The 24,000-nt window shown below is 65.6% G+C and carries 37 protein-coding genes and 1 tRNA gene; 35 read left to right on the forward strand and 3 right to left on the reverse strand.

What is annotated here, in order from left to right:
• Positions 1–54 precede the first annotated feature (54 nt).
• Positions 55–267 (reverse strand): hypothetical protein, encoded by a 213-nt coding sequence (locus RAN53_RS09425; RefSeq protein ID WP_305796563.1) that lies wholly within the window; start codon positions 265–267, stop codon positions 55–57.
• Positions 264–728 (reverse strand): helix-turn-helix transcriptional regulator, encoded by a 465-nt coding sequence (locus tag RAN53_RS09430; RefSeq protein WP_305796564.1) that lies wholly within the window; start codon positions 726–728, stop codon positions 264–266. Before RAN53_RS09430 ends, RAN53_RS09425 begins: the two co-directional genes overlap by 4 nt.
• Positions 729–1,103: 375 nt before the next feature.
• On the opposite strand from RAN53_RS09430, the gene RAN53_RS09435 reads away from it, so the two are divergent.
• The 34 genes from RAN53_RS09435 to avd all read left to right on the forward strand — a co-directional run bounded on the left by RAN53_RS09435 (position 1,104) and on the right by avd (position 22,411).
• Positions 1,104–1,331 (forward strand): YdaS family helix-turn-helix protein, encoded by a 228-nt coding sequence (locus RAN53_RS09435; RefSeq protein WP_305796565.1) that lies wholly within the window; start codon positions 1,104–1,106, stop codon positions 1,329–1,331.
• Between the two features lie 55 nt (positions 1,332–1,386).
• Positions 1,387–1,713 carry a hypothetical protein gene (locus tag RAN53_RS09440; protein WP_305796566.1) on the forward strand — a complete coding sequence of 109 codons (327 nt, stop codon included), beginning with the start codon at positions 1,387–1,389 and terminating at the stop codon, positions 1,711–1,713.
• 19 nt (positions 1,714–1,732) lie between these two features.
• On the forward strand, positions 1,733–1,936 hold the full coding sequence (locus RAN53_RS09445; protein ID WP_305796567.1) for a hypothetical protein: 204 nt from the start codon (positions 1,733–1,735) through the stop codon (positions 1,934–1,936).
• Positions 1,937–2,049: 113 nt separating this feature from the next.
• Positions 2,050–3,030 carry a replication protein gene (locus RAN53_RS09450; RefSeq protein WP_305796568.1) on the forward strand — a complete coding sequence of 327 codons (981 nt, stop codon included), beginning with the start codon at positions 2,050–2,052 and terminating at the stop codon, positions 3,028–3,030.
• Positions 3,030–3,710 (forward strand): DUF6475 domain-containing protein, encoded by a 681-nt coding sequence (locus tag RAN53_RS09455; protein ID WP_305796569.1) that lies wholly within the window; start codon positions 3,030–3,032, stop codon positions 3,708–3,710. Before RAN53_RS09450 ends, RAN53_RS09455 begins: the two co-directional genes overlap by 1 nt.
• The gene (locus RAN53_RS09460; protein ID WP_305796570.1) at positions 3,710–4,264 is read left to right on the forward strand and encodes a hypothetical protein; all 555 of its coding nucleotides are present in this window, start codon (positions 3,710–3,712) and stop codon (positions 4,262–4,264) included. The genes RAN53_RS09455 and RAN53_RS09460 overlap by 1 nt, the downstream gene beginning before the upstream one ends.
• Complete coding sequence (locus RAN53_RS09465; protein ID WP_305796571.1) at positions 4,261–4,563, forward strand: hypothetical protein; 303 nt, start codon at positions 4,261–4,263, stop codon at positions 4,561–4,563. The genes RAN53_RS09460 and RAN53_RS09465 overlap by 4 nt, the downstream gene beginning before the upstream one ends.
• The gene (locus tag RAN53_RS09470; RefSeq protein ID WP_305796572.1) at positions 4,560–5,018 is read left to right on the forward strand and encodes a hypothetical protein; all 459 of its coding nucleotides are present in this window, start codon (positions 4,560–4,562) and stop codon (positions 5,016–5,018) included. Before RAN53_RS09465 ends, RAN53_RS09470 begins: the two co-directional genes overlap by 4 nt.
• The gene (locus tag RAN53_RS09475; RefSeq protein WP_305796573.1) at positions 5,015–5,188 is read left to right on the forward strand and encodes a hypothetical protein; all 174 of its coding nucleotides are present in this window, start codon (positions 5,015–5,017) and stop codon (positions 5,186–5,188) included. The genes RAN53_RS09470 and RAN53_RS09475 overlap by 4 nt, the downstream gene beginning before the upstream one ends.
• On the forward strand, positions 5,185–5,655 hold the full coding sequence (locus tag RAN53_RS09480) for a hypothetical protein (protein ID WP_305796574.1): 471 nt from the start codon (positions 5,185–5,187) through the stop codon (positions 5,653–5,655). The genes RAN53_RS09475 and RAN53_RS09480 overlap by 4 nt, the downstream gene beginning before the upstream one ends.
• Positions 5,656–5,743: 88 nt before the next feature.
• Complete coding sequence (locus RAN53_RS09485) at positions 5,744–6,094, forward strand: nuclease domain-containing protein (protein ID WP_305796575.1); 351 nt, start codon at positions 5,744–5,746, stop codon at positions 6,092–6,094.
• Complete coding sequence (locus tag RAN53_RS09490) at positions 6,094–6,507, forward strand: hypothetical protein (RefSeq protein WP_305796576.1); 414 nt, start codon at positions 6,094–6,096, stop codon at positions 6,505–6,507. The genes RAN53_RS09485 and RAN53_RS09490 overlap by 1 nt, the downstream gene beginning before the upstream one ends.
• Positions 6,498–6,680 (forward strand): hypothetical protein, encoded by a 183-nt coding sequence (locus RAN53_RS09495; protein ID WP_305796577.1) that lies wholly within the window; start codon positions 6,498–6,500, stop codon positions 6,678–6,680. The genes RAN53_RS09490 and RAN53_RS09495 overlap by 10 nt, the downstream gene beginning before the upstream one ends.
• Position 6,681: 1 nt before the next feature.
• Positions 6,682–6,816: a hypothetical protein gene (locus tag RAN53_RS09500; protein ID WP_305796578.1), complete on the forward strand. Its 135-nt coding sequence runs from the start codon at positions 6,682–6,684 to the stop codon at positions 6,814–6,816.
• Positions 6,809–7,159 carry a RusA family crossover junction endodeoxyribonuclease gene (locus RAN53_RS09505; RefSeq protein ID WP_305796579.1) on the forward strand — a complete coding sequence of 117 codons (351 nt, stop codon included), beginning with the start codon at positions 6,809–6,811 and terminating at the stop codon, positions 7,157–7,159. The genes RAN53_RS09500 and RAN53_RS09505 overlap by 8 nt, the downstream gene beginning before the upstream one ends.
• Positions 7,156–7,419: a hypothetical protein gene (locus tag RAN53_RS09510; RefSeq protein ID WP_305796580.1), complete on the forward strand. Its 264-nt coding sequence runs from the start codon at positions 7,156–7,158 to the stop codon at positions 7,417–7,419. The genes RAN53_RS09505 and RAN53_RS09510 overlap by 4 nt, the downstream gene beginning before the upstream one ends.
• Before the next feature lies 1 nt (position 7,420).
• A complete protein-coding gene (locus tag RAN53_RS09515) occupies positions 7,421–8,035 on the forward strand; it encodes a hypothetical protein (RefSeq protein WP_305796581.1) in 615 nt (204 codons plus the stop codon).
• Positions 8,035–8,550, forward strand: coding sequence for an HNH endonuclease signature motif containing protein (locus tag RAN53_RS09520; protein ID WP_305796582.1), 516 nt, complete (start codon positions 8,035–8,037; stop codon positions 8,548–8,550). Before RAN53_RS09515 ends, RAN53_RS09520 begins: the two co-directional genes overlap by 1 nt.
• A 79-nt stretch (positions 8,551–8,629) precedes the next feature.
• Positions 8,630–8,704: transfer RNA gene (locus RAN53_RS09525), tRNA-Met, on the forward strand.
• A 33-nt stretch (positions 8,705–8,737) separates the two neighbouring features.
• Positions 8,738–9,304 carry a glycoside hydrolase family 108 protein gene (locus RAN53_RS09530; protein WP_305796583.1) on the forward strand — a complete coding sequence of 189 codons (567 nt, stop codon included), beginning with the start codon at positions 8,738–8,740 and terminating at the stop codon, positions 9,302–9,304.
• 56 nt (positions 9,305–9,360) lie between these two features.
• Positions 9,361–9,639 (forward strand): hypothetical protein, encoded by a 279-nt coding sequence (locus RAN53_RS09535; protein ID WP_305796584.1) that lies wholly within the window; start codon positions 9,361–9,363, stop codon positions 9,637–9,639.
• On the forward strand, positions 9,639–10,196 hold the full coding sequence (locus tag RAN53_RS09540; RefSeq protein ID WP_305796585.1) for a 3TM-type holin: 558 nt from the start codon (positions 9,639–9,641) through the stop codon (positions 10,194–10,196). Before RAN53_RS09535 ends, RAN53_RS09540 begins: the two co-directional genes overlap by 1 nt.
• A 122-nt stretch (positions 10,197–10,318) precedes the next feature.
• Positions 10,319–10,900 (forward strand): hypothetical protein, encoded by a 582-nt coding sequence (locus RAN53_RS09545; protein ID WP_305796586.1) that lies wholly within the window; start codon positions 10,319–10,321, stop codon positions 10,898–10,900.
• Positions 10,881–12,497 carry a terminase gene (locus tag RAN53_RS09550; RefSeq protein WP_305796587.1) on the forward strand — a complete coding sequence of 539 codons (1,617 nt, stop codon included), beginning with the start codon at positions 10,881–10,883 and terminating at the stop codon, positions 12,495–12,497. Before RAN53_RS09545 ends, RAN53_RS09550 begins: the two co-directional genes overlap by 20 nt.
• A 27-nt stretch (positions 12,498–12,524) precedes the next feature.
• The gene (locus RAN53_RS09555) at positions 12,525–12,980 is read left to right on the forward strand and encodes a hypothetical protein (RefSeq protein ID WP_305796588.1); all 456 of its coding nucleotides are present in this window, start codon (positions 12,525–12,527) and stop codon (positions 12,978–12,980) included.
• Entirely contained in the window at positions 12,973–15,252 is a 2,280-nt protein-coding gene (locus RAN53_RS09560) for a hypothetical protein (protein ID WP_305796589.1), read from the forward strand. Before RAN53_RS09555 ends, RAN53_RS09560 begins: the two co-directional genes overlap by 8 nt.
• A gap of 262 nt (positions 15,253–15,514) precedes the next feature.
• Positions 15,515–16,468 (forward strand): hypothetical protein, encoded by a 954-nt coding sequence (locus RAN53_RS09565; RefSeq protein ID WP_305796590.1) that lies wholly within the window; start codon positions 15,515–15,517, stop codon positions 16,466–16,468.
• Positions 16,469–16,524: 56 nt separating this feature from the next.
• Positions 16,525–17,466, forward strand: coding sequence for a hypothetical protein (locus tag RAN53_RS09570; protein WP_305796591.1), 942 nt, complete (start codon positions 16,525–16,527; stop codon positions 17,464–17,466).
• Positions 17,467–17,522: 56 nt separating this feature from the next.
• Positions 17,523–17,870 carry a hypothetical protein gene (locus tag RAN53_RS09575; RefSeq protein ID WP_305796592.1) on the forward strand — a complete coding sequence of 116 codons (348 nt, stop codon included), beginning with the start codon at positions 17,523–17,525 and terminating at the stop codon, positions 17,868–17,870.
• Positions 17,871–17,873: 3 nt separating this feature from the next.
• The gene (locus RAN53_RS09580; protein ID WP_305796593.1) at positions 17,874–18,536 is read left to right on the forward strand and encodes a DUF6682 family protein; all 663 of its coding nucleotides are present in this window, start codon (positions 17,874–17,876) and stop codon (positions 18,534–18,536) included.
• Complete coding sequence (locus RAN53_RS09585; protein WP_305796594.1) at positions 18,523–19,086, forward strand: hypothetical protein; 564 nt, start codon at positions 18,523–18,525, stop codon at positions 19,084–19,086. The genes RAN53_RS09580 and RAN53_RS09585 overlap by 14 nt, the downstream gene beginning before the upstream one ends.
• A 12-nt stretch (positions 19,087–19,098) precedes the next feature.
• Positions 19,099–20,622, forward strand: a complete 1,524-nt coding sequence (locus RAN53_RS09590) for a hypothetical protein (protein WP_305796595.1) — start codon at positions 19,099–19,101, stop codon at positions 20,620–20,622.
• A 1-nt stretch (position 20,623) separates the two neighbouring features.
• Positions 20,624–21,964, forward strand: a complete 1,341-nt coding sequence (locus RAN53_RS09595; RefSeq protein ID WP_305796596.1) for a hypothetical protein — start codon at positions 20,624–20,626, stop codon at positions 21,962–21,964.
• 72 nt (positions 21,965–22,036) lie between these two features.
• Positions 22,037–22,411 (forward strand): diversity-generating retroelement protein Avd, encoded by a 375-nt coding sequence (gene avd / locus RAN53_RS09600; RefSeq protein WP_305796597.1) that lies wholly within the window; start codon positions 22,037–22,039, stop codon positions 22,409–22,411.
• Between the two features lie 102 nt (positions 22,412–22,513).
• On the opposite strand, the gene RAN53_RS09605 is transcribed toward avd, so the two are convergent.
• On the reverse strand, positions 22,514–23,341 hold the full coding sequence (locus tag RAN53_RS09605; RefSeq protein WP_305796598.1) for a hypothetical protein: 828 nt from the start codon (positions 23,339–23,341) through the stop codon (positions 22,514–22,516).
• Between the two features lie 110 nt (positions 23,342–23,451).
• On the opposite strand from RAN53_RS09605, the gene RAN53_RS09610 reads away from it, so the two are divergent.
• On the forward strand, positions 23,452–23,997 hold the full coding sequence (locus RAN53_RS09610) for a hypothetical protein (protein ID WP_305796599.1): 546 nt from the start codon (positions 23,452–23,454) through the stop codon (positions 23,995–23,997).
• The last annotated feature ends 3 nt before the right edge of the window (positions 23,998–24,000 follow it).

Consider the following 24,000-nt stretch of genomic DNA (forward strand, 5'->3'; position numbering starts at 1 on the left):
AAAAACCCGCCTCGGAGGGCGGGCTGGTATGACTGCGAGCGAACTACTTGAAGGCTATTCGATCACGCGGCGACAAAGCTGGACGCCAATTTCTGCACCCCGCGAGGTGGGCGCTTGTTCGGCGAAGTAGAGCATGCAGAGGTTCTGGCTTGACCATGCCTCCTCGGCGGTGACAAACGTCACGCGGTCCTTCCACATCAGGCCGAAGGCAAAGCCGACGGCCAGTAGGAACACCGCAAGGCCGGTCCGAATGAAAGGGCGGATCATAGGAAGTTCTCCACCCAGAACACCTTGCCGAGAATCCGCGGGGCATCGGGATCGCCGGTGTGATAGATCTCCTCCGGGTACTCCTCGCAGTTCTCGCTGACCACGCGCATGCGCCCCGGAGGCAGACGATACAGGCGCTTGATCCTGAGCATGCCGTCGTGATCGAGGGCGTAGACCTGGCCGTCTTGGATCGTGCGGCACCCCTTGTCGATGCCGATGGTGGCGCCATCGAGAATCGCCGGTGTCATGGAGTCGCCCTTGGCCACGGCCAGGGCGGCATTCTCCGGCTGTACGCCTGATCTGGCCAGGCGGGGCAGGCTGAAACGCTCCTGGGCGCCATGGTTCTCGATCACCTTGGTGGCTCCATTCCCTGCGGCGAACTCGACCTCCCTGTAGATCGGCAGCCACACCTCGTCAGGGCGCAGCGGCTCGTCGCCTTCCACGATTTCCACGTCGAGCATCTCGGCATTGCTCTCCGGGGCGTAAGGCGCGCGGCTCGACGCCAGCTCAAGGCCGCGCTGCTCAACGTCCAGCCACCCAGGCGCCAACCCTTCCGCGCGCTCTATCTTCCTGGCGAGCTGATCCCCCAGGTTCCTGTTCGGGTTCTTGGAGGTGATCTGGCTGATCGTAGATGCCGACGTATCCCACTTGTCGGCACACGCTGCCTTGGTCCTTCCGCGCATCAGGCGCAGCAGGTTCGCCCTGCGAATCTCGTGTATGTCCATATCTCCAGAATCGCAGCCATTAGCGCGGTGATAAATAAGCACGCCGCTAACTCCATGCTTGCAAAATGATTAGCGCAACGCTAAATTATGAGCATCACGGAGGAGAACACCATGTCCCAACAGCTTCGCGACTGGCTCGGCCAGACCAACAACGATGAGCGCCAGGCGCTGGCGGACCGTGCCGGCACTTCTGTCGCTCATCTGTGGCAGTTGGCTGGCGGCCACCGCAAGGCCTCCCTCGAGCTGGCAAAGCGCCTGGAGGATGCCTCCAAGGGCGCCCTGACCATCGAGGGGCTGCGTCCTGACATCTTCGCAAGCCGGTCCATCAAGGCCGCTTGATTCCCATCGCCCGCCTGTGAAGGCCGCGTCATTCCCAAGGTAGAGAGGTGCATTCATGTCCCGATACCTGACCGAAGATCGCCGCCGGAAGCCGGAGGGCGAACACCTGCAACACGTCGTGAAGGTGAGATTCACCGACGCCGAGCTCGAGGACATCGAGCGGGCGGCGGCCATGACCACCGAGGGCCGACTGGCGCCACTGCTGCGCGAGCTGGTCATCGAGGGTATGCAGGCCCGCCGCGAGCATCAGGCTCGCTTGCTGGCCGACCTGGCCGAGGGTAAGCCCCTGGACGCCGGCTCCCGCGAGGCGCTGGCCGATCTGCTGGCCCGCACCGCTGAACGCCGCTTGCTCAGCAAGGTGGCACAACCCGCAACGGCCTGACAGGGCCCAGGAGGACGATGTGATCGATCGAGAGGTGGTGGCCATGGCGGTGGAGCGCATGACCCCGGAGGCCAAGCAGGCAGCCAGGCAGCAGGCACAGCAGCGCGGCATGACGCTGTGCGATGCGGTGCTGGAGGAGTGCCTGACGGACCTGCAGGGGCAGCTCTACGCGCTGCGCCATCGCAAGCCGACATTGGAAGTGCTGGAGGGCGGCCGGGTGTGAGCCCGGTCGTTCCGGTAGGAGGCCCTGTGAGTCCGGGGGCCGGAAAGAGAAAGCCCGGCGCTGCTGGGGGAGCATGCCGGGCTTCAGATACCACCAAAAGTGATAGGTGAAGTATGAGCGATACAGCCGAGATTATCCAGTTTCCTGAGCGTCGTGATGACGCCCAATCGCCGGGCCCTGAGAGGTCGGGCAGGAGTATTCAGGTGGAAGACGGTTTCACCCGAACGGCCAATCCTCTTGTTGAGGCATTCGCCCGGTCGCCGTTAACCAGTCGCGAGGCACGGATCATCCGTGTTGTGGAGCGCCTCACATACGGCTGGAACAAGGCCGAGGACTGGATCGCTGCGTCTGTGTTCAGCGAGATGACCGGCCTGTCCGAGGGGAAGTGTTCCGAGACGCTCAATGGCCTGATCCGCAAGCGCGTGCTCATTCGTCGTGGCGGCGGACAAAGCCCGGTCCGCATCAATAAGGCTATCGAAGAGTGGGATTTCTCCGCCCAGAAGTCACGAGCTACCCCAAAACGGAATGCCGATCCAGATTGGGGAAAGATTCCCCAAAGTGGGGTATCTAAGTCACCCCAAGATGGGGAGACACCGAAAGAAACTAAAGACATACCCCCTCTCCCTTCGGTCGAGGGGGAAGGACCCTCGCCTAAGCCGAAAGCCAAGCCATCCGGCGGAAAGCCGGCGAAGCCCAAGGCCAAACCCACCCAGCTCGACCTGAGCAACCTCCCTGACGATGTCACGGCAGAGGCGGTCCAGGGATTCATCGAGCACCGCAAGGCGCTGAAGAAACCGCTAACCCAGCGCGCCCTGGTGCTCAACGTCAACGAGGCGCTGCGCGCCGCCGAGCGCATCCCTGACCTGACCGCCGATCAAGCGCTGGACGAGACCGTTCTCGCCGGCTGGCAAGGCGTGAAGGCCGATTGGCTGGCTCGCCGACTGGGCAGCCAGCAGCGTCCAGGTTCCGGGATGAATCAAGCCGAGCGGCTGCATGCCGCAAACCAGCAGGCCATTCGCGAGGCCGTGGCTCGCCGCCAGCGCCGCCCCGACGACGCGGGCGACCTGCTCGACAACGACGGGGGGCACTGGTGATGACCGAGCAAGACTTTGAAGCATTCGCCGAGGTGTGGAGCCAGGCGCAGGAGATCTATAACCGCAGCGTCACGCCGGGGACCATCGAGCTGGTGTATCGCGCCCTCGAGAAGTTGGACCTGGACGAGATCCGCCGCGCCCTGACCCTGCACATTCAGAGCCCGGACACCGGGCAGTTTCCGCCCAAGCCAGGCGACGTGATCAAGTTCGCCCGCGGCGATAGCCAGAGTCGCACCCTGCAGGCATGGGCCAAGGTGGAGCGCGCAATTCGCAGTGTGGGCCACTACCGGGACGTGGCATTCGATGACCCGTTAATCCACGCCGCCATCGAGCGCATCGGGGGCTGGACCAAGATTGCCATGGTCGAGAGCGAGAAGGACATGGTGTGGCTTCGCCAGCGCTTCGAGGCGCAGTACCGGGCCTATGCCGTGCATCGCCCCGAGAACTGGCCGGCCTTCCTGGCGGGCGCCGCTACCCAGCAGAACGCACAGATCGGGCAGCACACCCGGGGCGCCTTGCCCGGTAAGGACATTGCCGTGATAGGCAACCAGCAGCGCGCCATGCGCGTGATGGAGACCGGGCGCGAGGCCCTGGCCAACGGCACCGAGGTGAAGCGCCTGACCGACAGCAGCTTGCAAGGCCTGATAGCCAACATGGGCAGCAAGAAGGGGGTGGCGTGATGCGTAAGCCAAAGACCTGGGTGGCGTGGAGCCCCGAGCAGGACGAGCAGCTGGAGACCCTGGTGCTCGAGGGCGTCACCCATCGCCAGATCGCCGCGATGATGGGGCGCCCGCTGGAGTCGATCCGCAGCCGCTGTAAGCACCGGAAGATCCGCAAGCCGCGTGACGACGTGTGGAGCGACGAGCAGATGGACTTCCTGATTCTGCACTACGGGCGGCACGGCTGGACGTTCCAGCGCATCGCCAACGAGCTGCCGGGAGAGCCGCGCCGCACCCGGCTGGCGTGCAAGGACAAGGCGGTGCGCTTGGGACTGACCGAGGGCAATAGTCGCGGCCACACCCAGAAGCTGCCGCCGATCTACGTCGAGCGCTGCCTGATGCTGGCCATGCAGGACCTGACCACGCCGGAGATTGCTGAACGCCTGGGCGTGTCGCCGGCCTGGGCCGCGCGCACGATCAACGCCTCACCCTACCACCGCGAGCGTTACAGGGAGCGCGAGTCGCTGCGCCGCGGCTATGGCCAGTCCACCCGGTACCAGCAGGAGGTCGCATGAGCAACGTCACCCCGCTTCGTCGTACGCCGCGCCGGCTCGATAACCCCGAGTCCCAGCTGGGCCGCACCTACCTTGTCCTCCGCGATGCGGAATACTGGCTGCAGCTGCACGAGATCGGCGAATCGATCCTGTCGCGCTTCAACCGCATGGACAGCCACGCCGGCATCAGCGCCCGCATCCGCGAGCTGCGCGCCATGGGGCAGACCATCGTCAGCCGGGAGGTGCCAGGCCCTGGCGCTGCGAGGCCCCATGAGTACCGGATGATCAGCGCCTGGGGTGGCGAGGATGGTGCCGCATGACCCGCTACGAACGTGAGGCCCTGGCCGCCATCCGCGATGAGCACAAGCAGACCCGACGCGCGGTGAGCGAGCGCATGATCGCCATCGCCTGCAACGCCACTGCCCAGGCCGAACGCCAGGCGGTGGCCGGCGCCCTTCGCCGACTGCGAGAGAAGGGCATGGTCAGTGCGTCGCCCGGTGGCTATGTGCCGACGACACGCGGGCTGTGTGCCGACCTGGCCGATGAGGCGCCGGTGGTGATGCCCGAGCCTACCCCCGAGCCTCAAGTGGTGACGGCGAGCGCCCGGCATCCGGCCGTGCCCCGGGAGCTGCTCCACCGCTGCGCGGCGATGCACTCGGCGCTGTTCGTCGAAGTGAAGGCGGCCTATGACCGAGGTGAGGCGGGGGCGGCCGAGGAGCTGGCGTGGCTGGTGGAGACCGGCGAGCAGCTGCTGGCGGCGGGAGGTGAGGCGTGAGCAAAGCACAGCAGATTGCAGACAAGGCGATGTACGCCATCAGCGGAGCCAACGGGACGCTCGCTTTTGTGCATGTCATCCAAGGCAGCTTTGTGTCGGCTGCGATATGCGTCGCCCTCGCGTATGGCGCATGGCGCATCGGCGACTGGAAGCCAAGGGGGTGGGGATGAGCAAGGAGCTGGTCTACGTCATTCGGGGCGTGGGCGACCTTCGCGCCACGATGGCCACGGTCTGGCAGATGGTGTGCAAGGGCATCCGGGCCGGTGCGGTGGAGGTGGTGATCCGCCGGCCGGGCAAGACCCGCCTCCAGGAGGAGAAATACCACGCCATGATCGGCGACATCCGCCGGCAGTGCTTCCGTGCCAACACGCCAGAAGGCGTCAAGGCCGTGCTGGTCAACCAGTTCGCTCTCGAGATGGAGGAGGCCGGTACACCGCTGGCCCATCCCGGGGAGAAGGTCTGGGACTGGAAGAGCCAGGAGGCCGTCTACGTCAGGCCGACCACCACCAAGTTCCGCAAGGCCGAGGCCGCCCAGTTCGTGGAGTTTCTGTACAGCACCGGCGTGGAGCTGGGCGTGCAGTGGAGCGAGCCGGCGCTGGCCGTCTATGAGGAATACCAGGAGGCGAAGGCGGCATGAATATCGACCTGTTCGAGATCGCCATGGGGCTGTCGATCACGTTGATGTGCGCGGGCCTGGCCTATCGCGTCGCTATGGGAGGCTGCTGATGTTGCCGAACCAGAACTACATGAAGCCGGTTCGCATCGAGAGCCAGGCCATGCGCCGGGCTGCCCAGGGCGAAGCCTGCACGGTGGAGATCCTGGGCGTGTGCAATCGCGATCCGGCGACCACGGTGCTGGCCCACCTGCCGGACGAGAGCCACGGCATGGGGCGCAAGAGCGATGACCTGAGCGCCGCGTTCTGCTGTGGCGCGTGCCATGACGTGCTCGACGGCCGCGTGCCATGGCCGGACCGGTTCGAGGAATCCTATCGGGAGTGGTACCAGCGCCGCGCCATGGTGCGCACATGGCGGCGCCTGGTGGAGCTGGGTGTGATCACCATCAAGGGGGTGAAGTGATGCTCGAGATCAAGGGCAAGTGCGGCGTGTGCCAGATGGAGTTCCGCCGCCCAGCGGCTGCCAGGGTGCCGGCGGGTTATTGCGCAGCCTGCTGGGAGAAGGCCGACCGCCACCTCCAGGAGCGTGATGACCTGGCCGACCGGCAGGCGGCGGACCCCGCCGGCCATTACCGCCACGTCATCCGCGCACCGATAACCGATGAGGACATCGCGCGCGGCTACACCGAGGTGAAGCTGGACCCGTACCGGGTGTGCGACATCTACGCCACTGGCGGCGGACCCCGGGAGCAGATGGTCAAGAAACTGCTGCGCTGGACCGACAAGGGGCAGAGCGAGGAGAGGGTGATCGGCGAGATTGAGAGCGCGCTCAAGCGCTGGAAGGAGATGCGCGAGGAGGATGCTGCATGCAGATGATCTCGAGCAAGGCCGGCACCAAGTTGGCGAAAGAGGTGGCCGAGTGGGATGACCCGACACAACCACTGAAGGACGTGGAGACCGTCATGGTATCCAAGGCGCTGGCGGATGCCGCATTGGATCTCGGCTATGGGCTGATGAAGCAGGGCTTCCACCAGACTGAGGGAGATTGAGATGCACCCGATGACCACTTTCATGATCGGCCTCGCTGTGGGCGTCTCCGTCACCATCGGCTTTCAGGTGCTGGTGGTGTGGTGCGTGACCAAGGATCTCGATGACGCCGGCTGGATGCGGGGGCGGGATGATTGAGCTCGAGCTGCCGTTCCCGCCAGCGGTGAACAACATCACCACCGTGGCCCGGGGGCGAAAGATCACCAGTAAGCGGGGCCGCCAGTACCGGGAGGAGGCGGTGCGCCTGATCGCTGAGCAGTTCGGCGGCGAGCCGCTCGATGGCCGGCTGTCGGTGGAGATCGACCTGTGGCCGCCATGCCGGCGCAAGAGAGACATCGACAACTACAGCAAGGCGATCCTCGACGCGATCACCGAGGCTGGGGTGTGGGTGGACGACGAGCTGGTGGACAGCCTGACGATCGTGCGACGCCCGGTGATCAAGGGCGGGCGCTGCTACGTGCTGATCGAGGAGGTGGCGTGATCTACGGCCGGCGACCCGAGGGCATGACCCCGGAGGCATGGACCATCGAATGCCAATGCCGCTTCGTCGCCCGGGAGATGCGCAAGGGCCGCAACCGCTCCGCCAGGCTGGCGATTTTCGAGGAGTGGCAGCGCAAGCTGCCGAGCATCGATAAAGCCAGGGTGGGGCAGATATGGCGCGAAGGGGTACCGATGCCAGGCAACGGCAACGCAACAACGAAGGCAACAAGACGCAACGATCAGGCAACGGAAGGGGCATAGGATGCGATACCAGTCGGCACGCCAGATGATCTTCGACGCCTATCAGGCACAGCGGGGCAGCGTGATGGAGTCGGCCTCGGAGATCATGCGGCTCGGGGCCAGGGTTCAGCACAGCCAGAAGCAGAACAACGACTGGCGGATAGCCCACGGCCTGGAGGCGGGCATGGTGATCAGCGCTGTCGAGCGCCAGGCGCCTCACCTGCAGGCGCTGTGCCGAGTCTGTTGGGGGCCTTTCACGCGCGACGAACTGGCCGGTGACCGCGAGTGGGTTCACGTCGCCCTGGTGCGGGCGATGATGCGTCGCAAGCTGCCGGGGCAGGGTGACAGTGAGCGCCCCAGCACCGAGGCCTGGCGCACGCTCACGGCGCTGGCCTGGGCGGCGATCTACCACCATGGCGAAAGCACGTATCCGTATAACCGCCCGGGGCTGGCTGGGCCGAGGGCGATCAAAAGCTGGCTGGAGGAGGAGCGCGGGCAGACGATCGACGTCGGTCGGTGGAGCAGGGCGGGACGGCTGAGTTGGGATGATGTGTGGCGCCAATTGCTGACGGTGCTCGACCAGTGGGAGAGCCAGGCACTGGGGCCGGTGGCGGCGCTGATTCAGAGGGCTGCGTGATGAAGACGAGGAAGCTGCCGGCGTTTCAGGATCTGAGAGTCCAGTTCGATTACGACGAAGAAGCAGGCCAGCTTTATCTGCGCGACGCCGGCCTTCGAAGAGGCAGGAAGGTCGGAGGTGTGATCCGCCAAGGCAACTGCGAATACCTGATCGTTAGCGTGAAGCACCCAAGCGGCAAGGCGGTAGGCGCTTTTGCGCACCGCGTGATCTGGAAGCTTGTGACTGGACAAGAGCCGCCCGATCAGATCGATCATTTTGATGGGAATGGCCTGAACAACCGATGGGAAAATCTCAGAGATGGCACCAACGCCGTGAACGCCAAGAACATGAGGATGAACAAGGGCAACTCAACTGGGCACAATGGAGTTCGCAAGAAGCGCGGAAAGTGGGTGGCCCTGGATGGGAAGGGGCGGCCTCTTGGCTCCTTCTCTGATATTCAGGCTGCTTCGAGAGTGGCGAGAGAAAGTAGGCTCAAGACGGGCTTCACAGAGAGGCATGGGATTCCCGAAGCTTGACGTGTGGGCACGGGGGAACGATCATATCCCCATAGTCCGATTCTGCGCCCTGGCCATTGAGCCGGGGCGCTGTCGTTTCAGCAGGCGGGACAGACGGAAAGTCGCCGGGCTCATAACCCGGAGATACCTGGTTCGACTCCAGGGCCTGCTTCCAGTTACTCCCACGCCGTGAGGCGCCGGAGACCTTATGCATCCCATCCAGAAACGCCTGATCGATGAAGTGATCGATCGAGAGGGCGGCTACGTCAATCACCCGGCTGATCGAGGCGGACCGACACGCTACGGCATCACCGAGGCGGTGGCCCGCGAGCATGGCTATCGCGGCGATATGCGCGAGCTACCCATCGAGACGGCTGCCGAGATCTACGCCGCGCGTTACTGGCATCCCAACCGGCTCGAGCGGATCGTCACCCTGTCCGGAAGCCTGGCGGTCTACATGTTCGACTATGGCGTGCACTCCGGTACCGGGCGCCCAGCCCGCGACCTGCAGCGCCTGCTGAACGTGCTTAACCGTCAGGAGCGCGACTACGACGACATCGCCGTCGATGGGATGGTGGGCCCGGCAACCCTGGCGGCGCTGCGCGCCTACCTGCAAACCCGGGGCCCGGACGGCATGACCGTCCTCGCCGAGTCGCTCAACAGCTTGCGCAAGGCCTTCCTAGTGGAGCTCTCCGAGAACCGCGAGAGTCAGGAGGCCTTCACTTACGGCTGGCTGCATCGCGTCCTCAGCCTTCGAGACGACGGAGGCGCGTGATGCCATGGAAGCAACTACCCCCAGATTGGTGGGCCGAGAGGCTCGACCAACTTTTCATGCTGATCTCACTTCTGTCTGCGGTGATGCTGGGCACGATCACCAAGGTGGCGGCTGAAGTGCGTGACGGTGAGCGTGACAAGATCCTGAGCCGGCGCTTGTACCTGGACGTGCCGGCTGTGCTGATGATGGGCGCCGTGACCTACGGCATCGCCGAGTATTTCGCGCTGCGCGCGGGTGCTGCCGGTGCAGTGGGTGCGGTGCTTGGCTATGTGGGCCCGAGGGCGGCCTACCTGCTGATCGACGCGATCGCGCATCGCATCCGTGGAGGTTCCTGATGAACCTGGAGTGGTCCGACGTTGCCGAGACGGTCGCCAAGATTGCGCCTGCTGCTGGCGGTGCTATGGGCGGTCCCGCTGGGGCTGCTGTTGGTGGCCTCCTCGCTCGGGTGCTGGGCGTTGACGAGTCACCGGAAGCGGTGCGCCAGGCGGTACAGCAGGACCCGGAGGCGGCAGCAAAGCTCAAGCGCATCGACCAGGAGCACGAACGGGAGATCCTGAGCCTGACCCTGGAGGCTGAGACATCACGCCTCGCCGAGATCAACCGCACCATGCGCGCCGAGATCGACAGTGACTCGGCCTGGCGTGCTGGGTGGCGGCCCTTCAACGGCTGGATGCTGGCCCTGTCGCTCGCCTGCGTGAACTTCGGCCTGGTGGCCGTGGTGATCATGGACCCAGCCCAGCTTTCCGCCGTGGTGGACGTGCTGATCTGGTCCGTCGTCGCCCAGGGCGCCGTGCAGGGCGTAAACATCAAACAGCGCTCCAACGACAAGGCCCGCAAGCTGGGCATGCAGCCCGGCGGCTTCATGGACCTGGTGAAGGGCATCCGCAAGTAACAGAATCCCCTCGGGGACAGGGCCATGCCGTGAGGCACCGCCCGCACCCGCCCGGCTCGTCGTGAGACGCCCGGGCCCTATTCCGATGGAGGCGCAATCCCCGCAAGGGCTGCGTATCTGATATGGCACAACGCTACGACTGGGAGGTCATCAAGGCCGACTACCGTACCGGCCGCTACTCGCTGCAGCAGCTGTCCGACATGCACGGCCCGAACAAGGCCACGATCAGCCGCAAGGCCGAGTCGCAGAATTGGGAGAAGGACTTGTCCGAGGCGGTGCGCCAACGCACCCGGGAGAAGGTGTCCCGCGCCCAGCTCGACCCGGCCGCCCGCGAAGTTCTGGACAAGAGCGACGAGGAGTTGGTCGAGGAGGCGGCGAGCCTCAATGCCGCCGTGGTTCATGGCCACCGCAAGCGCCTGGAGACCTGGCGCGAGATCCTCGACAAGTACGCCGGCCTGCTGACCGAGCAGCTTACCCGCGGGGTGATTCAGGTTCAGAACCGCAGCGGTGAAGTGGTTGAGATTGACCTGCCGCTGGACTACATCGGCAAGAGCCTGCAGCCCGGCACCCAGGCGCTGGAGCGCGTGATCAAGCTGGAGCGCCAGGCCTACGGCATGGACGAGGAGAAGCCCGACGAGGGCATGACCTTCGAGCAGCTGATGGAGGCCGTCGCGCCGAACGAAGATGACCTTGACGAGCAGTGATCGCGCCCGCGAGGTCAAGCGCGCCGAGGCGTACCTGCGCGCGCATGCCAAGGGCAGGCTCACCGAACAGTCCGACCTGGTCGAGGCGCTCAAGCTCAAGTGGTTCCGCCTCAGCTCGCTATACAAGATCAAGGACAAGAACGGCAAGGTGCGCCGCTTCCGTCCCAACAGGGCGCAGAGGCAGCGCTACCTGGATGGCCACGTCCGCGACATCATCCTGAAGGCCCGGCAGCTTGGCTTCACGACGTTCGAGATGATCGACGCGCTGGATGACTGCCTGTTCCGCGACAACTTCGCCGCCGGCTGCATTTGTCACAAGCTGGATGACGCCCAGGACATATTCCGCAACAAGATCAGCTTCGCCTACCAGAACATCGAGGCGCACTGGTTCAGCATCTTCAAGATGCTCGGTATCCGCATCCCCAAGCCGGTCAGCGACAAGAGCGGCTCCGGGGCCTACGTGTTCGACAACGGCTCGAGCATCAAGGTCTCGACCTCCTACCGGGGCGGGACCCTGCAGCGGCTGCATGTCTCCGAGTTCGGCAAGATCTGTCGCCAGTACCCGCACAAGGCACAGGAAATCGTCACCGGTGCCTTCGAGGCGGTGGGGCTGGGCAATCAGATCACCCTGGAATCGACCGCCGAGGGGCGCGAGGGCTACTTCTTCGATTACTGCGAGTCGGCGCGCCACCTGCAAGAGCTGGGCCGCGAGCCCACCGAGATGGACTTCCAGTTCCATTTCTTCCCCTGGTGGCAGGAGCCGGCCTACACCCTGGACCCGAAAGGCGTGGTGGTGCCGCCCCGGCTGCTGGAGTACTTCGAGGAGCTGGAGCACAAGCACGGCATCCCGACCACCGCCGGCCAGCAGGCGTGGTACGCGAAGAAGGCCGAGGTGCTGCAGGACGACATGCAGCGCGAGTATCCCTCGATTCCCGAGGAGGCCTTCGCCCAGAGCGTCGAGGGCGCTTACTACGCCAGCCAGATGCAGTTCCTGCGCAAGCACAAGCGCATCACCGCCGAGGTGCAGGTCAACCCCAGCCTGCCGGTCTACACCGGCTGGGACTTGGGCATGAACGACATGACTTGCATCTGGTTCGCCCAGGTCGTGGGCCGCGAGGTGCACCTGGTGGACTACCTCGAGGGCGAGGGCGAGGGCATCGAGTACTACGCCGACGAGCTCAACAAGAAGGGCTACCGCTACGGTGGCCACTTCGGGCCCCATGACCTGGCGGTGCGCGAGCTGGGTACCGGCAAGAGTCGCGCCGACGTGGCCCGCCAGTTCGGCATCAAGTTCGAGATCGTGCCCAGGATCAGCAGCCAGGCCGAGGGCGTGCAGGCGGTGCGTAACTTCCTGCCGGCCTGCTGGATCGCCGAGGAAGAGTGCCACCAGGGCATCCTGTGCATCGACAATTACCGCAAGGAGTGGGACGACAAGCGCGGCGTCTACAAGGACACTCCGCGCCACGACTGGGCCTCCCACGGCGCCAAGGCGCTGGAGACCCTGGCCCGCGCATCGCTGTTCGAGGCCCACCAGCGCGGCAGCATGCCGGCAGGCAGCCCACGGTCACGACGCGGCGGCTGGGCCGCCCACACCTGATACCACCGCCGAGAGGCAGAGGACTCCATGTCGAAGATCATCACCGAGCCCGACGGCGACCTGCAGCGTCGCATGGGGCGCACGGCGCACAAGCTGGCCGGGCTGACCCATGACGAGGTGCTGTCAATCATGCGCGACAGCGCCAAGGCCATCGCCGATGAGCTGGTGGCCCAGGGCATCCCCATCGAGACCAAGCGCTTCCGCCCGGACGTGGGCCCGATCCAGATCGACATGATCGTGATCGAGGAGAAGGTCACCAAGCCTGAGCCTGCCTTCCGTCTGCAATTCGAGGTCGAGGGCGGCATGGGCGTGACCCTGACAATCAAGCTGCTCGAGTTCCTCAAGGACCCGGCACAGTACGTGCGCGACCTGTTCACCCAGCTGGGCCCGATGCGCCGCAACATGCTGCGCATGCGGACCCAGAAGCAGGAGCTCAACAGCCGCATCTACGACGCGCTGACCAAGGGAGCCGCCAATGGCTAGTCTCGGCCTGTTGCAACATCGCTCCGCCGCCGACCTGCGCGCCGACGAGGAGGCCGAGGCACAGCGCGTCCGCGACGAGCAGGAGCGCCGCCGACAGCTGGTGGAGTCGTCCCTGGGGGCGCATATCCGGCGCAGCTGGGAAGCCGCCAAGATGGCCAAGCAGGAGGTGGAGTATCGCCTCCTCGACTGCCTGCGTCGCCGCAAGGGGGAGTACGACCCCGCCAAGCTGGCCGCGATCCGCAAGGAGGGTGGCGCCGAGATCTACATGATGCTCACCGCCACCAAGTGCCGTGCAGCGGCCGCGTGGATTCGCGACATCATGATGCCGACCAACGAGAAGCCGTGGGGGCTGAATCCAACGCCGGTGGCCGAGGTGCCCGACGCCTACCTGCGTCCGCTGGCCGCCCAGATTCAGGCCCAGGCCCAGCAGATGCAGCAGCAGGGCCAGCCGGTGGACATGGCCGCCCTGGTGGAGCAGGCCCGCGAGCAGATCCGCCAGGCCGTGCAGGAGAAGGCCGACGAGGCCGCCAAGCGCCACGAGGACGTGATCGAGGACCAACTGGCCGAAGGCGGCTGGGACGAGGCATTCGAGTCGTTCATCGATGACTTCGTGACCTATCCGGAGGCCTTCCTGCGCGCGCCCATCCTGCGCCGTGTGCCGACCCTGGCCTGGCTGGAGGGCTGGCAGCCGATCAAGACCGAGACCATTCGCCCGGAGTTTGACCGGGTCAGCCCCTTCGACCTCTACCCGAGCCCCGACGCTACCAGCATCGACGACGGCGCCTTCATCATCGAGCGTGCGCGCTTCACGCGCGGCCAGCTCAACCAGCTGATGGGTATCGGCCAGGCCAGCGGCTACAACGACGAGGCGATTCGCAGGGTGCTGGAGCAGTACGGCCAGGGCGGCCTGCGCGACTGGCTATGGACCGATGGCGAGCGTGCCGAGCTGGAGGGGCGTGGCCACGAGTGGATGACGCCGGGCGACACCATCGACGGGCTGATCTACTCCGGCGGCGCCCAGGGCGTGACCCTGCTGCAGTGGGGCATCAACCCTGACGAGGTCGAGGACCCGCTGGCCGAGTACGAGATCGAGGCCATTCTGATCGGTCAGCACGTCATCCGGGTGCGCATCAACCGCGACCCGCTGGAGCGCCGCCCCTACCACAAGGCGAGCTTCCAGCCGGTGCCGGGCAGCTTCTGGGGTCAGGCGATCCCTGAGCTGATGGCCGACATTCAAGACGTGTGCAACGCCACGGCGCGCGGCCTGATCAACAACCTGGCTATCGCTTCAGGCCCACAGGTGGAGGTCTACGAGGACCGCCTGCAGCCCGCCGAAGACCCCACTGACATGTATCCGTGGAAGATCTGGCGGACCAAGGACAGTGCCGTCACCGGCAACAACCCGGCGATCCGCTTCTATCAGCCCAACAGCAACGCCAATGAATTGTTGGGCGTCTACGAGGCCTTCGAGATCAAGGCGGATGACGCGACCAATATCCCCAGGTACGCCTACGGCAATGAGAAGGTCGGTGGTGCTGGCCAGACCGCCAGCGGCCTGTCGATGCTCATGGAGTCGGCCAACAAGGGCATCAAGGACGCCATCCGTCACATCGATCGCGGCGTGCTGCGCCGGGTGATTGGCGCGCTGTGGCTGCACAACATGCAGTACAGCGACGACCAATCGATCAAAGGCGACGTCAACGTGGTGGCGCGCGGTTCGTCCGCGATGCTGATCCGCGAGCAGACCCACGCCATGCGGCAGCAGTTCCTGCAGATGACCGCCAACGACTACGACATGGGCATCATGGGCCACGACGGCCGCCGCAAGCTGCTGGACAGCATCGCCGAGAAGCTCGACATGCCGGGCCTGATCCCCACCGAAGAGCAGATGCAGCAGAACCTGGCCGGCCAGCAGAAGGCCCAGCAGGCTCAGGCGCAGATCGAGCAGGCCAAGGCCCAGGCCGAGATTGCCGAGAAGCAGGCCCGCGCCCAGAAGTATGGCGCCGATGCTGGCCAGGTGCAGGCCGATACCGCCGAGACCCAGGCCGAGACCCAGATCGCCCAGCAGATGGCGCCCCTCGAGGCTCAGCACTTGCTGGCCGAGATCGCCAAGCTGATCGCCGAGACGCGAAGGAGCAACGATGCAGGAGCAGGACTGGAAGGCGTTGGCCCGAGTGGCCGAGTCGCCGGAGGGGCGCCGCTTGGTGGCGTTGCTCAAGGCCGAGCGGGAGGAATGCCGCGACCACCTGGAGCGATGCCGGGACGCCAGTGAAGTGGCCCGCCTGCAAGGGCAGGCCGCCGCCCTGGCCGAGCTGATCGAGAGGCTCGAGCAGGCCCGCGACGTCGTCAACACGCGCTTCACGCAGTAAGCCGCCGGGCTCCGGCCCGGCCTCACCACAAAGCCGCTCATGGTTCGCCCTGGGCGGCTTTGTCGTGGGTGCGCTCTGGACTGCAGCCAGAACCCGTTACCCGAATCGTGAACCCCGGCCCATGCCGGCTCACAGGTCGCGCCGTGAGGCGCCACAGGAGTGGAAATGTCCCTACCCAAGTCCGTACAGGCCCAAGCCGAGGCCGCCCGCCAGCACTTCGAGCCCAAGCCCGAGAACCCCGAGGCCGCCCCGGCTCCGGCTCCCGAGGAAGGCGCCCGAAATCCGCAGGACGACCCCCCGGTGCCTGACGAGCCCAAGCCGAAGGAGGAGGCGCAACCCGCCCAAGATCCCGACAAGTCCGAGCCCGAGGAGAAGGGGGCGCTCTACTGGGAGCACCGCTTCAACGTCATTCGTGGCAAGTACGACAAGGAGATCCCGGCGCTGCGTCAGCAGAACGACGAGCTCAAGCAGCAAGTCGCCGACAAGGATCGGCGCATTGCCGAGTTGGAGCAGCAGTCACCGGGCGCCGACAACAGCGGCGTCTCCGATGATCAGCTGACCCAGTTCAAGCAGGAGTTCGGCGAGGACCTGGTGACCTTCGTCGAGCGCATGGTCAAGCAACGTGCGCCGGCACCCCAGGCCGACACCGGCAACACCCGCGAGCTGCAGGAGCGCCTCGACCGTCTCGAATCCGAGCGGACGGAGGATGCTCAAGCGCGCTTCTGGGTGAACCTGGAGAAGGCCGTGCCGACGTTCCGCGAGATCAACGCCGACAACAAGTTCCACCAGTTCCTGGCGCAGTTCGATCCCTCTACCGGCAAGCAGCGTCAGCAGATGCTGACCGAGGCTCAGCAGGCCCTGGACGCGAAGGGTGTGGCTGACGTCTTCCAGTCCTACCTCAACCAGGCGGCCCAGGCGCCGCGCCCGCAAGTCCCCGAGGAGCAGGTCGAGCCCCGCACCACCCGCGCCACTGACGTGCCGCAAGGCAAGAAGCTGTGGACGCGGGCGGAGATCGGCCAGTTCTACCGGGACAAGAACAGCGGGCGTTACAGCGCCGAGGAGGCCGAACGCCTGGAAGCCGACATCTTCGCCGCCCAGACAGAAGGCCGAGTCCGCTGACCCGGCGGGCGGTTCCCGATTCTCGCCGAGAGGCGACAAGCAAGAGGTAACACACCATGGCAGGTCCGACTCGTGACGGGGGCCACCCCGATTACTCCAGCTCCTCCGCTTCCGGCTTTATCCCGGAGGTTTGGTCCGGAAAGCTGGTCGAGAAGCTCTACAAGAGCACCGCGTTCGCGGAGATCTCCAACACCCTCTACGAGGGCGAGATCAAGAACCAGGGCGATACGGTGCAGATCCGTACCACTCCCTCCATCACCATCAACGACTACGTCATCGGCGGCGGTCTCACCTACGAGAAGCCGACCAGCGACAAGGTCGAGCTGCACATCGATCAGGCGAAGTACTTTGCCTTCGAGGTGAACGACATCGACGCCTACCAGGCGGACATCAAGCTGATGGACGACTGGTCCGACGATGCCGGCCAGCAAATGAAGATCGCCATCGACAAGGTGATCCTGGGCGACGTCTACGCCGATGCGGCAGCCGAGAACGCCGGTGCCGCGGCTGGTGTGGAGTCCGGCTCCATCAACCTGGGCGCGGCCGGTGCGCCGGTAGCCGTCACCAAGGACAACATCCTCGACACCTTGGTGGACTGCGGCACCGTGCTCGACGAGCAGAACTGCCCGGACACCGACCGCTACGTGGTGCTGCCCGCGTGGATGAACGGCATGCTGAAGAAGTCCGACCTGCGCGATGCCAGCGCGATGGGGGATTCCACCAGCGTGTTCCGCAACGGCAAGGTCGGCATGCTCGACCGCTTCACCGTGTACATCAGCAACAACATGTCCACGGTCACCGACGCCACCACCACCCGCAAGGCCACCAACGTCATCTTCGGCCACAAGAAGGCGCTGACCTTCGCCAGCCAGATGACCAACATGGAGACCCTGCCCAACCCGCAGGACTTCGGCAAGCTGGTGCGCGGCCTGAACGTCTTTGGCTACGAGGTCATCGATCCCAACGCGATGGGCCACCTCTACGCCGAGCGCGGCTGAGCGTGACGCCACCCTCCGGGGTGGCGTTTTTCTTCTGACCGAATGAGGGCAACACCATGTCACTGATCAAAAAGATCGAGGACGCCGAGACCAAGGACCAGCTCGAGACGCTGGGCAAGGAGCTGTTTGGCGTGGACGTCGATAAGCGCAAGGGCGTCGAGACCATTCGTGCCGAGCTGCTGGAGCTGGCCGAGGCCCAGGAGAACGACACTACCGGCGTGACCGACCCCGAGACCCATGCCGAGGCTCAGGCGGCACAGGCTGAGCAGCAGGCGGCCAAGAATGAGGAGGCCGGTGAGACCAAGGCCAGCTACTCCGGCCGCATGCTCAAGCACCGCAAGACCGGCCGCCTGTTCCCCTGGACTGCGCAGCTCGCCAAGAAGCGCGACATGCAGGAGGTCTGATCCATGGCGCAGACCGTCGGCGACATCATAGATCGGGCGAAGCGAATCCTGCAGGAGCGCGGGGAGGGCATCCGCTGGACCGACAGCGAGCTGATCGGCTGGCTGAACGAGGCCTATGTGGCGGTTGCCGTCGAGCGTCCGGATGCCCACTCCACTGTCGGCACGATCAATCTGTCGGCAGGTCCTCGCCAGGAGCTGCCCGCCGGCGGCCTGCGCTTGATGGATGTCCTGGCCAGCGCGTCTGGCCGGGCCGTTCGCCCCACGACGCAACGCATGCTAGCAACCATGCGCCCGACCTGGCAGAGCGAGACTGCCACGACGGATCCGGAGTTCTATGTACCGGATGACCGCCACCCCACTACCTTCTGGGTCTACCCGCCTGCCACCGAAGGGGCGAGTGTAGAGGCCCTGTATGTCACCACACCGGAGCAGCACGCGACCGACACCCTGGCGGCCATCGCCGACAGCCCAATCAGCGTTAGCGATCGTTACGCCACAGCGCTGCTCGACTTCACTCTCTATCGTGCCTTCGCTAAGGATGCCGAGAGTCCCGCGAACCTCAATCGCTCCCAGGGCCACTACCAGGCCTTCGCCAATGCCGTGTCGGGCAAAGGGCGTGGCGATGTCCTGACCTCGCCGACGGGAGGCACCGATGACGCTGGATGATCTGATCGATGACGTTGCGCTCGATGTGCCGGACGCTCCGCGAGCCTCGATCCGCGACACCTTGCGCTGGGCGCAGCGCGAACTGGCCAGAGAGGGCAATGCCTGGGTGGTCAGTGATGAGCCGGTGATCGTGGCTGCCGATACTCCCTATGCCGAACTGGAAGCGCCACCCGATACCGAGCCGGTGCGCATCCTTTCGGTGGACGTGGATGGCAGAGCGATCCGCCCCGGTAGCGACTACCGACAGGTATCGCCGACCCGCATCGAGCTACGCCGCACGCCAGACGCCAGCACCCTGCGCGGACGCCTGGCGGTGGCGCCGACCGGTGATGCGCCCGACCTCCCTCTCGAGCTGATGTCCCAGCATGCCGAGACGCTCAAACATGGCGCTCGCTATCGTCTGCTGATGCTGCCGCAAGCCTGGCGCAGTCCGGAGATTGCCATGCTTCACCAGCGCTATTGGCTGGCCGGCATCAACGACGCCAAGCGCCTGGCTTCCTATGGGTTCCAGGCGGGCGGCGCCCGCGTGCGGACACGCCGCTTCATCTAAGGGGAAACCGCCATGCAAACAACCACCGTGCGGGTTCGCGTGTCGAGCCCCAGCGGCCTCCCTGTGCCTGGCGCCACGGTGCGCGCCACGCTCAACGGGGTCGGCGTCACCCTCAGCGACGGCTATGTCGATCGCTCCGACGTGATCGCCACCACCGACGATACCGGCGTTGCCGAGATGATGTTGTGGCCCAGCCAGGAGGGCGCCACCGGCATCGAGTACCGGATTGTGGCGCGCGGCGCCGAAGGCCGCCGCCTGATCGACGAGTCAGTCAGTGTGCCTGCCTCCGAGGTGCCGGTATGGCTGCATGACATCGTGATGCTCCCGCCCCCTACGCCCAAGGCCTACGACGAGGCGTCGATCCTTGCGATTCAGCAGGAGCGCATCCTGACCCAGGACGCCAGCGACAATGCCAGCGCCATGGCGCAGGCCGCCGAGTCGATCCGGGACTACGCCGACACCGCGGCAACGCAGGCCGGCGCCGCCCGTGACGCTGCCCAGGCCGCTCAGGGTGCCGCCGAGCTTGCCCAGCAGGGCGCCCAGACCGCCGAGCAGACCGCCAGTGGCGCCGCAAGCCAGGCCGCGACCGACCGAGCCGCCAGCGAGCAGGCGGCCCAGCAGGCAGCCGTCAGCGCGGATGACGCCCAGCTTGTCGCCAGCGACATCACCTCGCTGTATGGAAGCGCTACTGCGCTGAGCGATGCCGAGGCATCGGCATCGGCATCGGCCCAGGCCGCCCTGGCGGACCGCCAGACAGCGGAGGCCCAGGCACTGGAGGCAGCAGGCAGCGCCACAGCTGCCGGCGACAGTGCCGCCGCCGCCAGTCAGCATGAGGGCAGGGCGCAGACCTACGCCGACACCGCCACGCTCGAGGCCGCCGCCGCGATTGCGGCCGCCGATGGCCTGACCGTGGACAGGGTGGCGGCCCAGGATGCGGCCGAGGCCGCCGCGGCCCACCGCATTGCCGCCGAGGCAGCCGCCAGCGACGTGGCGATCGATGCCGCTGCCGCGCTGGATCGCAGCGCCGACCTGATCGCTCAGGCGAACGCCGTGTCCTCGTCCATCGAGCAGGCCAGGCAAGCCACGCAGCAAAGCGTGACCGATGCGCTCGCCCTGTATGGCGACGCCCAGGCCCTCGCCGACGCGGTTACCGCCGCCCAGGGGCATGAGAGTGGTGCCGAGGCGGCACAGTTGGCTGCCGAGCAGGCTGTCACCTCCGCCCAGGCGCATGCCAGTGCTGCCAGCGCTGCCAGCAGCCAGGCTCAGGCGTCAGCCTCAGCCGCCGCCAGTGATGCGGCAGACGCCGAATCGGCCCGTGTCGCCACCCAGACGGACCGATCAGCCGTCGGCACCCTGCACGCTAATGTGGTCAGCCTCTCCCAGGAGGTTCAGGCCGACCGCGATGCCATCACCACCCTGCGAAGCGAGGTCGCCGCTGATGCCCAGCAGTCCAGCGACGATGTCGCCATCACCTACGCCAACCGCGTGATCGTCAACGCCGCCCTCTCCAATAACCTGATCCTTCTGCGAGGCTGATATGACTCTCGAAAGCGCCGTCCAGCAGTACGAACAGACCAACGCCAAGCTGGTCGAGGAGGTCGTGGACCTCAAGAGCAGCTACCGCGCCTCCGCGGCTGCCGCCAACAACCTCTACGAAACCGTCTCCGCCGGCCTCTCGGCCACCGGTACCGGGGAGTATTTCAGTGTCCCGGGCGACGGCAACTACCTGACGATCTACAAGAACGCCTCCGGCACCGCCGAGGCTGTCGCCACATACCCGAAGGCGGATGCGGTGGAGCAGGCTGGGCTAGATGCCACCTCCGTGGCTGCCGACCGCACCGCTGTAGAGGCATCCGCCACCCAGGTGGCCAGCGACGCAGCAGACGCTACTGCCGCCAAGACCGCCGCCGAGGCCGCGCGTGACGACGCGGTCAACATCGCCGGCGGCGACAGCCAGCCGATCTTCGATGCCTGGGTGGTGGACGTCGAGCGCCGCAAGATCGAGAACGCCACCGGCGGCGCCTGCACCCTGGAGCGCACCGCCGGCGGCGAGCCCTGCTACATGTTCGTCATCCCCAAGATGAAGTGGGAGGACCTGGTGCCCTCCGGCGAGCTGGGCACCGGCGTGCACGAGGCCTTCCTCCAGGGCGGCGTCGAGAAGTCCGAGCTACTCGTCGGCATGTACCTGGCAAGCACCGTAAACGGTGAGCTGGTCAGCCAGGCCAAGAAGGTGCCGCGCCGTTCCATCAACTGGGACAACAGTCGCACCGAGGCCCAGGCCGCCGGCTTCGACATCATGAGCACCTGGGAGTGGTCCGCCATCGCCTTCTGGTGCCTCGCCAACGGCTTCCAGCCGCGCGGCAACACCAGTCGCGGCCAGAGCCACAGCCACCCGCACGAGCAGGGCCTCAACGTCGAGTACGACAACACCGCCACCGGCTCGGGCCCCAACAGCTGGAGCCACAACAACGCCGCCAACGGCATCGCCGACCTCGTCGGCAATCTGTGGGAATGGCAGTGGGGGCTGAAGCTCGTGGATGGCCGCGCCTTCCTGGCCGCCGATAACGACAAGTCGCTGGTCGAGTCCAGCTGGGTCGATACCGGCTGGGATATGCCCAGCGCCTCGAGCTCCAACTGGGCGAACTTCTACAACAGCGAAAACGAGGCCCCGCTCGATGTTCGTCGCGCCCTGATCATGCCCAACGGCGTGGCCGATCCCGACGGCAGCATGTGGACGACGCTGACTGGCGAACGCTTCCCGTTTCGCGGCGGCTACCGCAGCGACGGCGGCAATGCCGGCCTCGGCGCGCTGGCCCTCTACCACGAGCGCACGAATGCGGGCAACACTTTCGGGCTGCGGCTCTCGCGTTTGGTCTAATCCGCCATCGGCACCCCGGCAATCTGAACGCGGCGCGGTAGCGCCGCATCCCAGCCACCCAAGGACGACTCCATGGAAGATCTACGCATCAAGCTAAGGATCGAGAAGATGATCGTTTATGGGTATGCCGCCCTGCGGCAATTCCCCAAGAGCGAGAAGCATACGCTGGCGGCGGAGATCCGCCAGTGCATGTATCGGCTGCTGCGCCAGGTGATCATCACCAATCGGCGCTACTTCAAAAAAACGACCGCCCAGGAGATCGATGCCGAGCTCGACCTGCTGCGCAGCCTGGTGCGCGTGGCCATGGATCTCGGCTTTCTGCCCTATCGCCAGTACCAGCTATGGGCCGAGCACCTCTACGAGATCGGCTGCATGGTGGGCGGCTGGCTGCGCTGGATCAAGAGCAACCCGCCCACCCCGCCGGAGCGCGACGCGCTGCCGGCCTGAGCAGGAGGGGTTATGCGTCAACCTGTACCGCTTCCCGTATCGCGGCGGCAACCGCAACAACGGCGGCAATGCCGGCCTCGGCGCGCTGAACCTCAACAACGGTCAGCGCCGGTTGTAAGCGGTGCGCGAGCTGGCGTCCGCCTCACTCACCAGCTCCCGATACTTCTCCATCTTCCGGTCGAGATAGACCGTCGCATCGCGGTACATCAAGTCGAGGATTTCACGGCAGCGGTGAGTGCCGGACCACGCCAACCGATGGATACCGCCGCTGTGCCGAATAGCGGCAGGGTGCCCGCCGAGATGCTGATGGAGCCAGTCGCGGAAGGCCAGCAGGAAGTGCTCGCCAGCAGCGATGTTGATCGACCATCGGCTTCTTGCGTGGCGAGAGAGGCCACCGTTGCCATCAAAGTAGCCTCGGAAGTAGTGGGGCAGCATCGCGTCAGGGATTCGCGAGGAGAAGCGGTGCTGCGCGCTCTTCCTCGGGACCACCTCGAACTTGGCAAGGTCATCGACCAGCTCGGCAGAGGAGACGGAAAACTGAACGCAGCCATCCACGTCGATGATCTTGTGACCCGAGCCAAGAGCAGCGGCCAGCTTCTCAAGGTGCGGTCTGTCGATGCCGGCGAGACGCACGGTGACTGCCGCTGTTTGGCGGTACTTCTTCTCGGTGACGCCGCCATCGGCGAGCAGGAAACCGATCCAGTAGGCCCGCTCCTCGTCCATCGGCTCATCGAAATACCCATGGTTGCAGGCAACCGAGCGCCTCGCCTCGGAGAGCGAACGGCTGGCAGCGCCATGTTTCTTGACCTGATTCCTGATTGCAGTGCCGGAGACGCCCAGTCGTTCTCCGACCTGCGCGAACGAAAGCCCCTCATCTGCGTAGAGCGAGAGGGCCATGCTGACTTCTTCGGGGGAGAGACGCTTGCTCATGCTGATGCTCCATTGAATGTACAACTGCACATTAAACCCGAACGAGAACATATGCAACAGGCCGAGGGCTTCGTGCGCTCGGTCATCTACGACACGCCCTGGGAGGCACCATGTCACAGCTGATCGTTATCGACCGCACCAACGACGACCCCGAGAATCCGCTGGAGATCCAGCTGCCGGAAGGCACCCAGAAGCTGGGCTTTGCCGGCGGGGTGGAGTGGCACCGCCTTCCCGAAGGCGAGCTGATGCCTGGCGGGACTCGCGCACCCACCGAGGAGCAGCTGGCCGCGGCCATGCTGGAGCTGCCGGCGATTCGCCAACTCAAGGCCAATGCGCGCCGTCGCATCGAGGCCGAGGTGGGCGACGTCCACGAAATCCTGGCCGACCAAGCCAAGCAGATCGAAGCGCTCACCGCGCTGGTCTCACGCATGGCTGCCGACTATCTAGGCGGCACCGCGATGGATGAGGCCACTAAGGCCACCTATCTGCAGCGTGTCGAGACCATTGTGGGGGCGCTGGATAGCGGCAGCCTGACCCTGCGCGGCGACATGGAAGGCGCCGACGCGATGATCATGAAAGTGCTGGAGCGCTCCAACCGCATCAACGAGATTATCGCCCAGGAGTACCTGCCGCGCCGCAACGGCGTGATGGAGTGAAAC

Source organism: Halomonas sp. SSL-5, from assembly GCF_030708455.1.
GTDB lineage: Bacteria > Pseudomonadota > Gammaproteobacteria > Pseudomonadales > Halomonadaceae > Halomonas.

Coding starts and splice junctions, on each gene's coding strand:
- RAN53_RS09495 (WP_305796577.1), top strand. CDS start 6,498: ATGCAGATGATCTCGAGCAAGGCCGGCACCAAGTTGGCGAAAGAGGTG.
- RAN53_RS09565 (WP_305796590.1), top strand. CDS start 15,515: ATGTCCCTACCCAAGTCCGTACAGGCCCAAGCCGAGGCCGCCCGCCAG.
- RAN53_RS09425 (WP_305796563.1), bottom strand. CDS start 267: ATGATCCGCCCTTTCATTCGGACCGGCCTTGCGGTGTTCCTACTGGCC.
- RAN53_RS09490 (WP_305796576.1), top strand. CDS start 6,094: ATGCTCGAGATCAAGGGCAAGTGCGGCGTGTGCCAGATGGAGTTCCGC.
- avd (WP_305796597.1), top strand. CDS start 22,037: ATGGAAGATCTACGCATCAAGCTAAGGATCGAGAAGATGATCGTTTAT.
- RAN53_RS09545 (WP_305796586.1), top strand. CDS start 10,319: ATGGCACAACGCTACGACTGGGAGGTCATCAAGGCCGACTACCGTACC.
- RAN53_RS09470 (WP_305796572.1), top strand. CDS start 4,560: ATGACCCGCTACGAACGTGAGGCCCTGGCCGCCATCCGCGATGAGCAC.
- RAN53_RS09580 (WP_305796593.1), top strand. CDS start 17,874: ATGGCGCAGACCGTCGGCGACATCATAGATCGGGCGAAGCGAATCCTG.
- RAN53_RS09435 (WP_305796565.1), top strand. CDS start 1,104: ATGTCCCAACAGCTTCGCGACTGGCTCGGCCAGACCAACAACGATGAG.
- RAN53_RS09460 (WP_305796570.1), top strand. CDS start 3,710: ATGCGTAAGCCAAAGACCTGGGTGGCGTGGAGCCCCGAGCAGGACGAG.
- RAN53_RS09515 (WP_305796581.1), top strand. CDS start 7,421: ATGCGATACCAGTCGGCACGCCAGATGATCTTCGACGCCTATCAGGCA.
- RAN53_RS09500 (WP_305796578.1), top strand. CDS start 6,682: ATGCACCCGATGACCACTTTCATGATCGGCCTCGCTGTGGGCGTCTCC.
- RAN53_RS09550 (WP_305796587.1), top strand. CDS start 10,881: ATGACCTTGACGAGCAGTGATCGCGCCCGCGAGGTCAAGCGCGCCGAG.
- RAN53_RS09570 (WP_305796591.1), top strand. CDS start 16,525: ATGGCAGGTCCGACTCGTGACGGGGGCCACCCCGATTACTCCAGCTCC.
- RAN53_RS09485 (WP_305796575.1), top strand. CDS start 5,744: ATGTTGCCGAACCAGAACTACATGAAGCCGGTTCGCATCGAGAGCCAG.
- RAN53_RS09440 (WP_305796566.1), top strand. CDS start 1,387: ATGTCCCGATACCTGACCGAAGATCGCCGCCGGAAGCCGGAGGGCGAA.
- RAN53_RS09480 (WP_305796574.1), top strand. CDS start 5,185: ATGAGCAAGGAGCTGGTCTACGTCATTCGGGGCGTGGGCGACCTTCGC.
- RAN53_RS09520 (WP_305796582.1), top strand. CDS start 8,035: ATGAAGACGAGGAAGCTGCCGGCGTTTCAGGATCTGAGAGTCCAGTTC.
- RAN53_RS09465 (WP_305796571.1), top strand. CDS start 4,261: ATGAGCAACGTCACCCCGCTTCGTCGTACGCCGCGCCGGCTCGATAAC.
- RAN53_RS09450 (WP_305796568.1), top strand. CDS start 2,050: ATGAGCGATACAGCCGAGATTATCCAGTTTCCTGAGCGTCGTGATGAC.
- RAN53_RS09575 (WP_305796592.1), top strand. CDS start 17,523: ATGTCACTGATCAAAAAGATCGAGGACGCCGAGACCAAGGACCAGCTC.
- RAN53_RS09585 (WP_305796594.1), top strand. CDS start 18,523: ATGACGCTGGATGATCTGATCGATGACGTTGCGCTCGATGTGCCGGAC.
- RAN53_RS09605 (WP_305796598.1), bottom strand. CDS start 23,341: ATGAGCAAGCGTCTCTCCCCCGAAGAAGTCAGCATGGCCCTCTCGCTC.
- RAN53_RS09540 (WP_305796585.1), top strand. CDS start 9,639: ATGAACCTGGAGTGGTCCGACGTTGCCGAGACGGTCGCCAAGATTGCG.
- RAN53_RS09505 (WP_305796579.1), top strand. CDS start 6,809: ATGATTGAGCTCGAGCTGCCGTTCCCGCCAGCGGTGAACAACATCACC.
- RAN53_RS09530 (WP_305796583.1), top strand. CDS start 8,738: ATGCATCCCATCCAGAAACGCCTGATCGATGAAGTGATCGATCGAGAG.
- RAN53_RS09430 (WP_305796564.1), bottom strand. CDS start 728: ATGCTCGACGTGGAAATCGTGGAAGGCGACGAGCCGCTGCGCCCTGAC.
- RAN53_RS09455 (WP_305796569.1), top strand. CDS start 3,030: ATGACCGAGCAAGACTTTGAAGCATTCGCCGAGGTGTGGAGCCAGGCG.
- RAN53_RS09535 (WP_305796584.1), top strand. CDS start 9,361: ATGCTGATCTCACTTCTGTCTGCGGTGATGCTGGGCACGATCACCAAG.
- RAN53_RS09590 (WP_305796595.1), top strand. CDS start 19,099: ATGCAAACAACCACCGTGCGGGTTCGCGTGTCGAGCCCCAGCGGCCTC.
- RAN53_RS09555 (WP_305796588.1), top strand. CDS start 12,525: ATGTCGAAGATCATCACCGAGCCCGACGGCGACCTGCAGCGTCGCATG.
- RAN53_RS09560 (WP_305796589.1), top strand. CDS start 12,973: ATGGCTAGTCTCGGCCTGTTGCAACATCGCTCCGCCGCCGACCTGCGC.
- RAN53_RS09595 (WP_305796596.1), top strand. CDS start 20,624: ATGACTCTCGAAAGCGCCGTCCAGCAGTACGAACAGACCAACGCCAAG.
- RAN53_RS09610 (WP_305796599.1), top strand. CDS start 23,452: ATGTCACAGCTGATCGTTATCGACCGCACCAACGACGACCCCGAGAAT.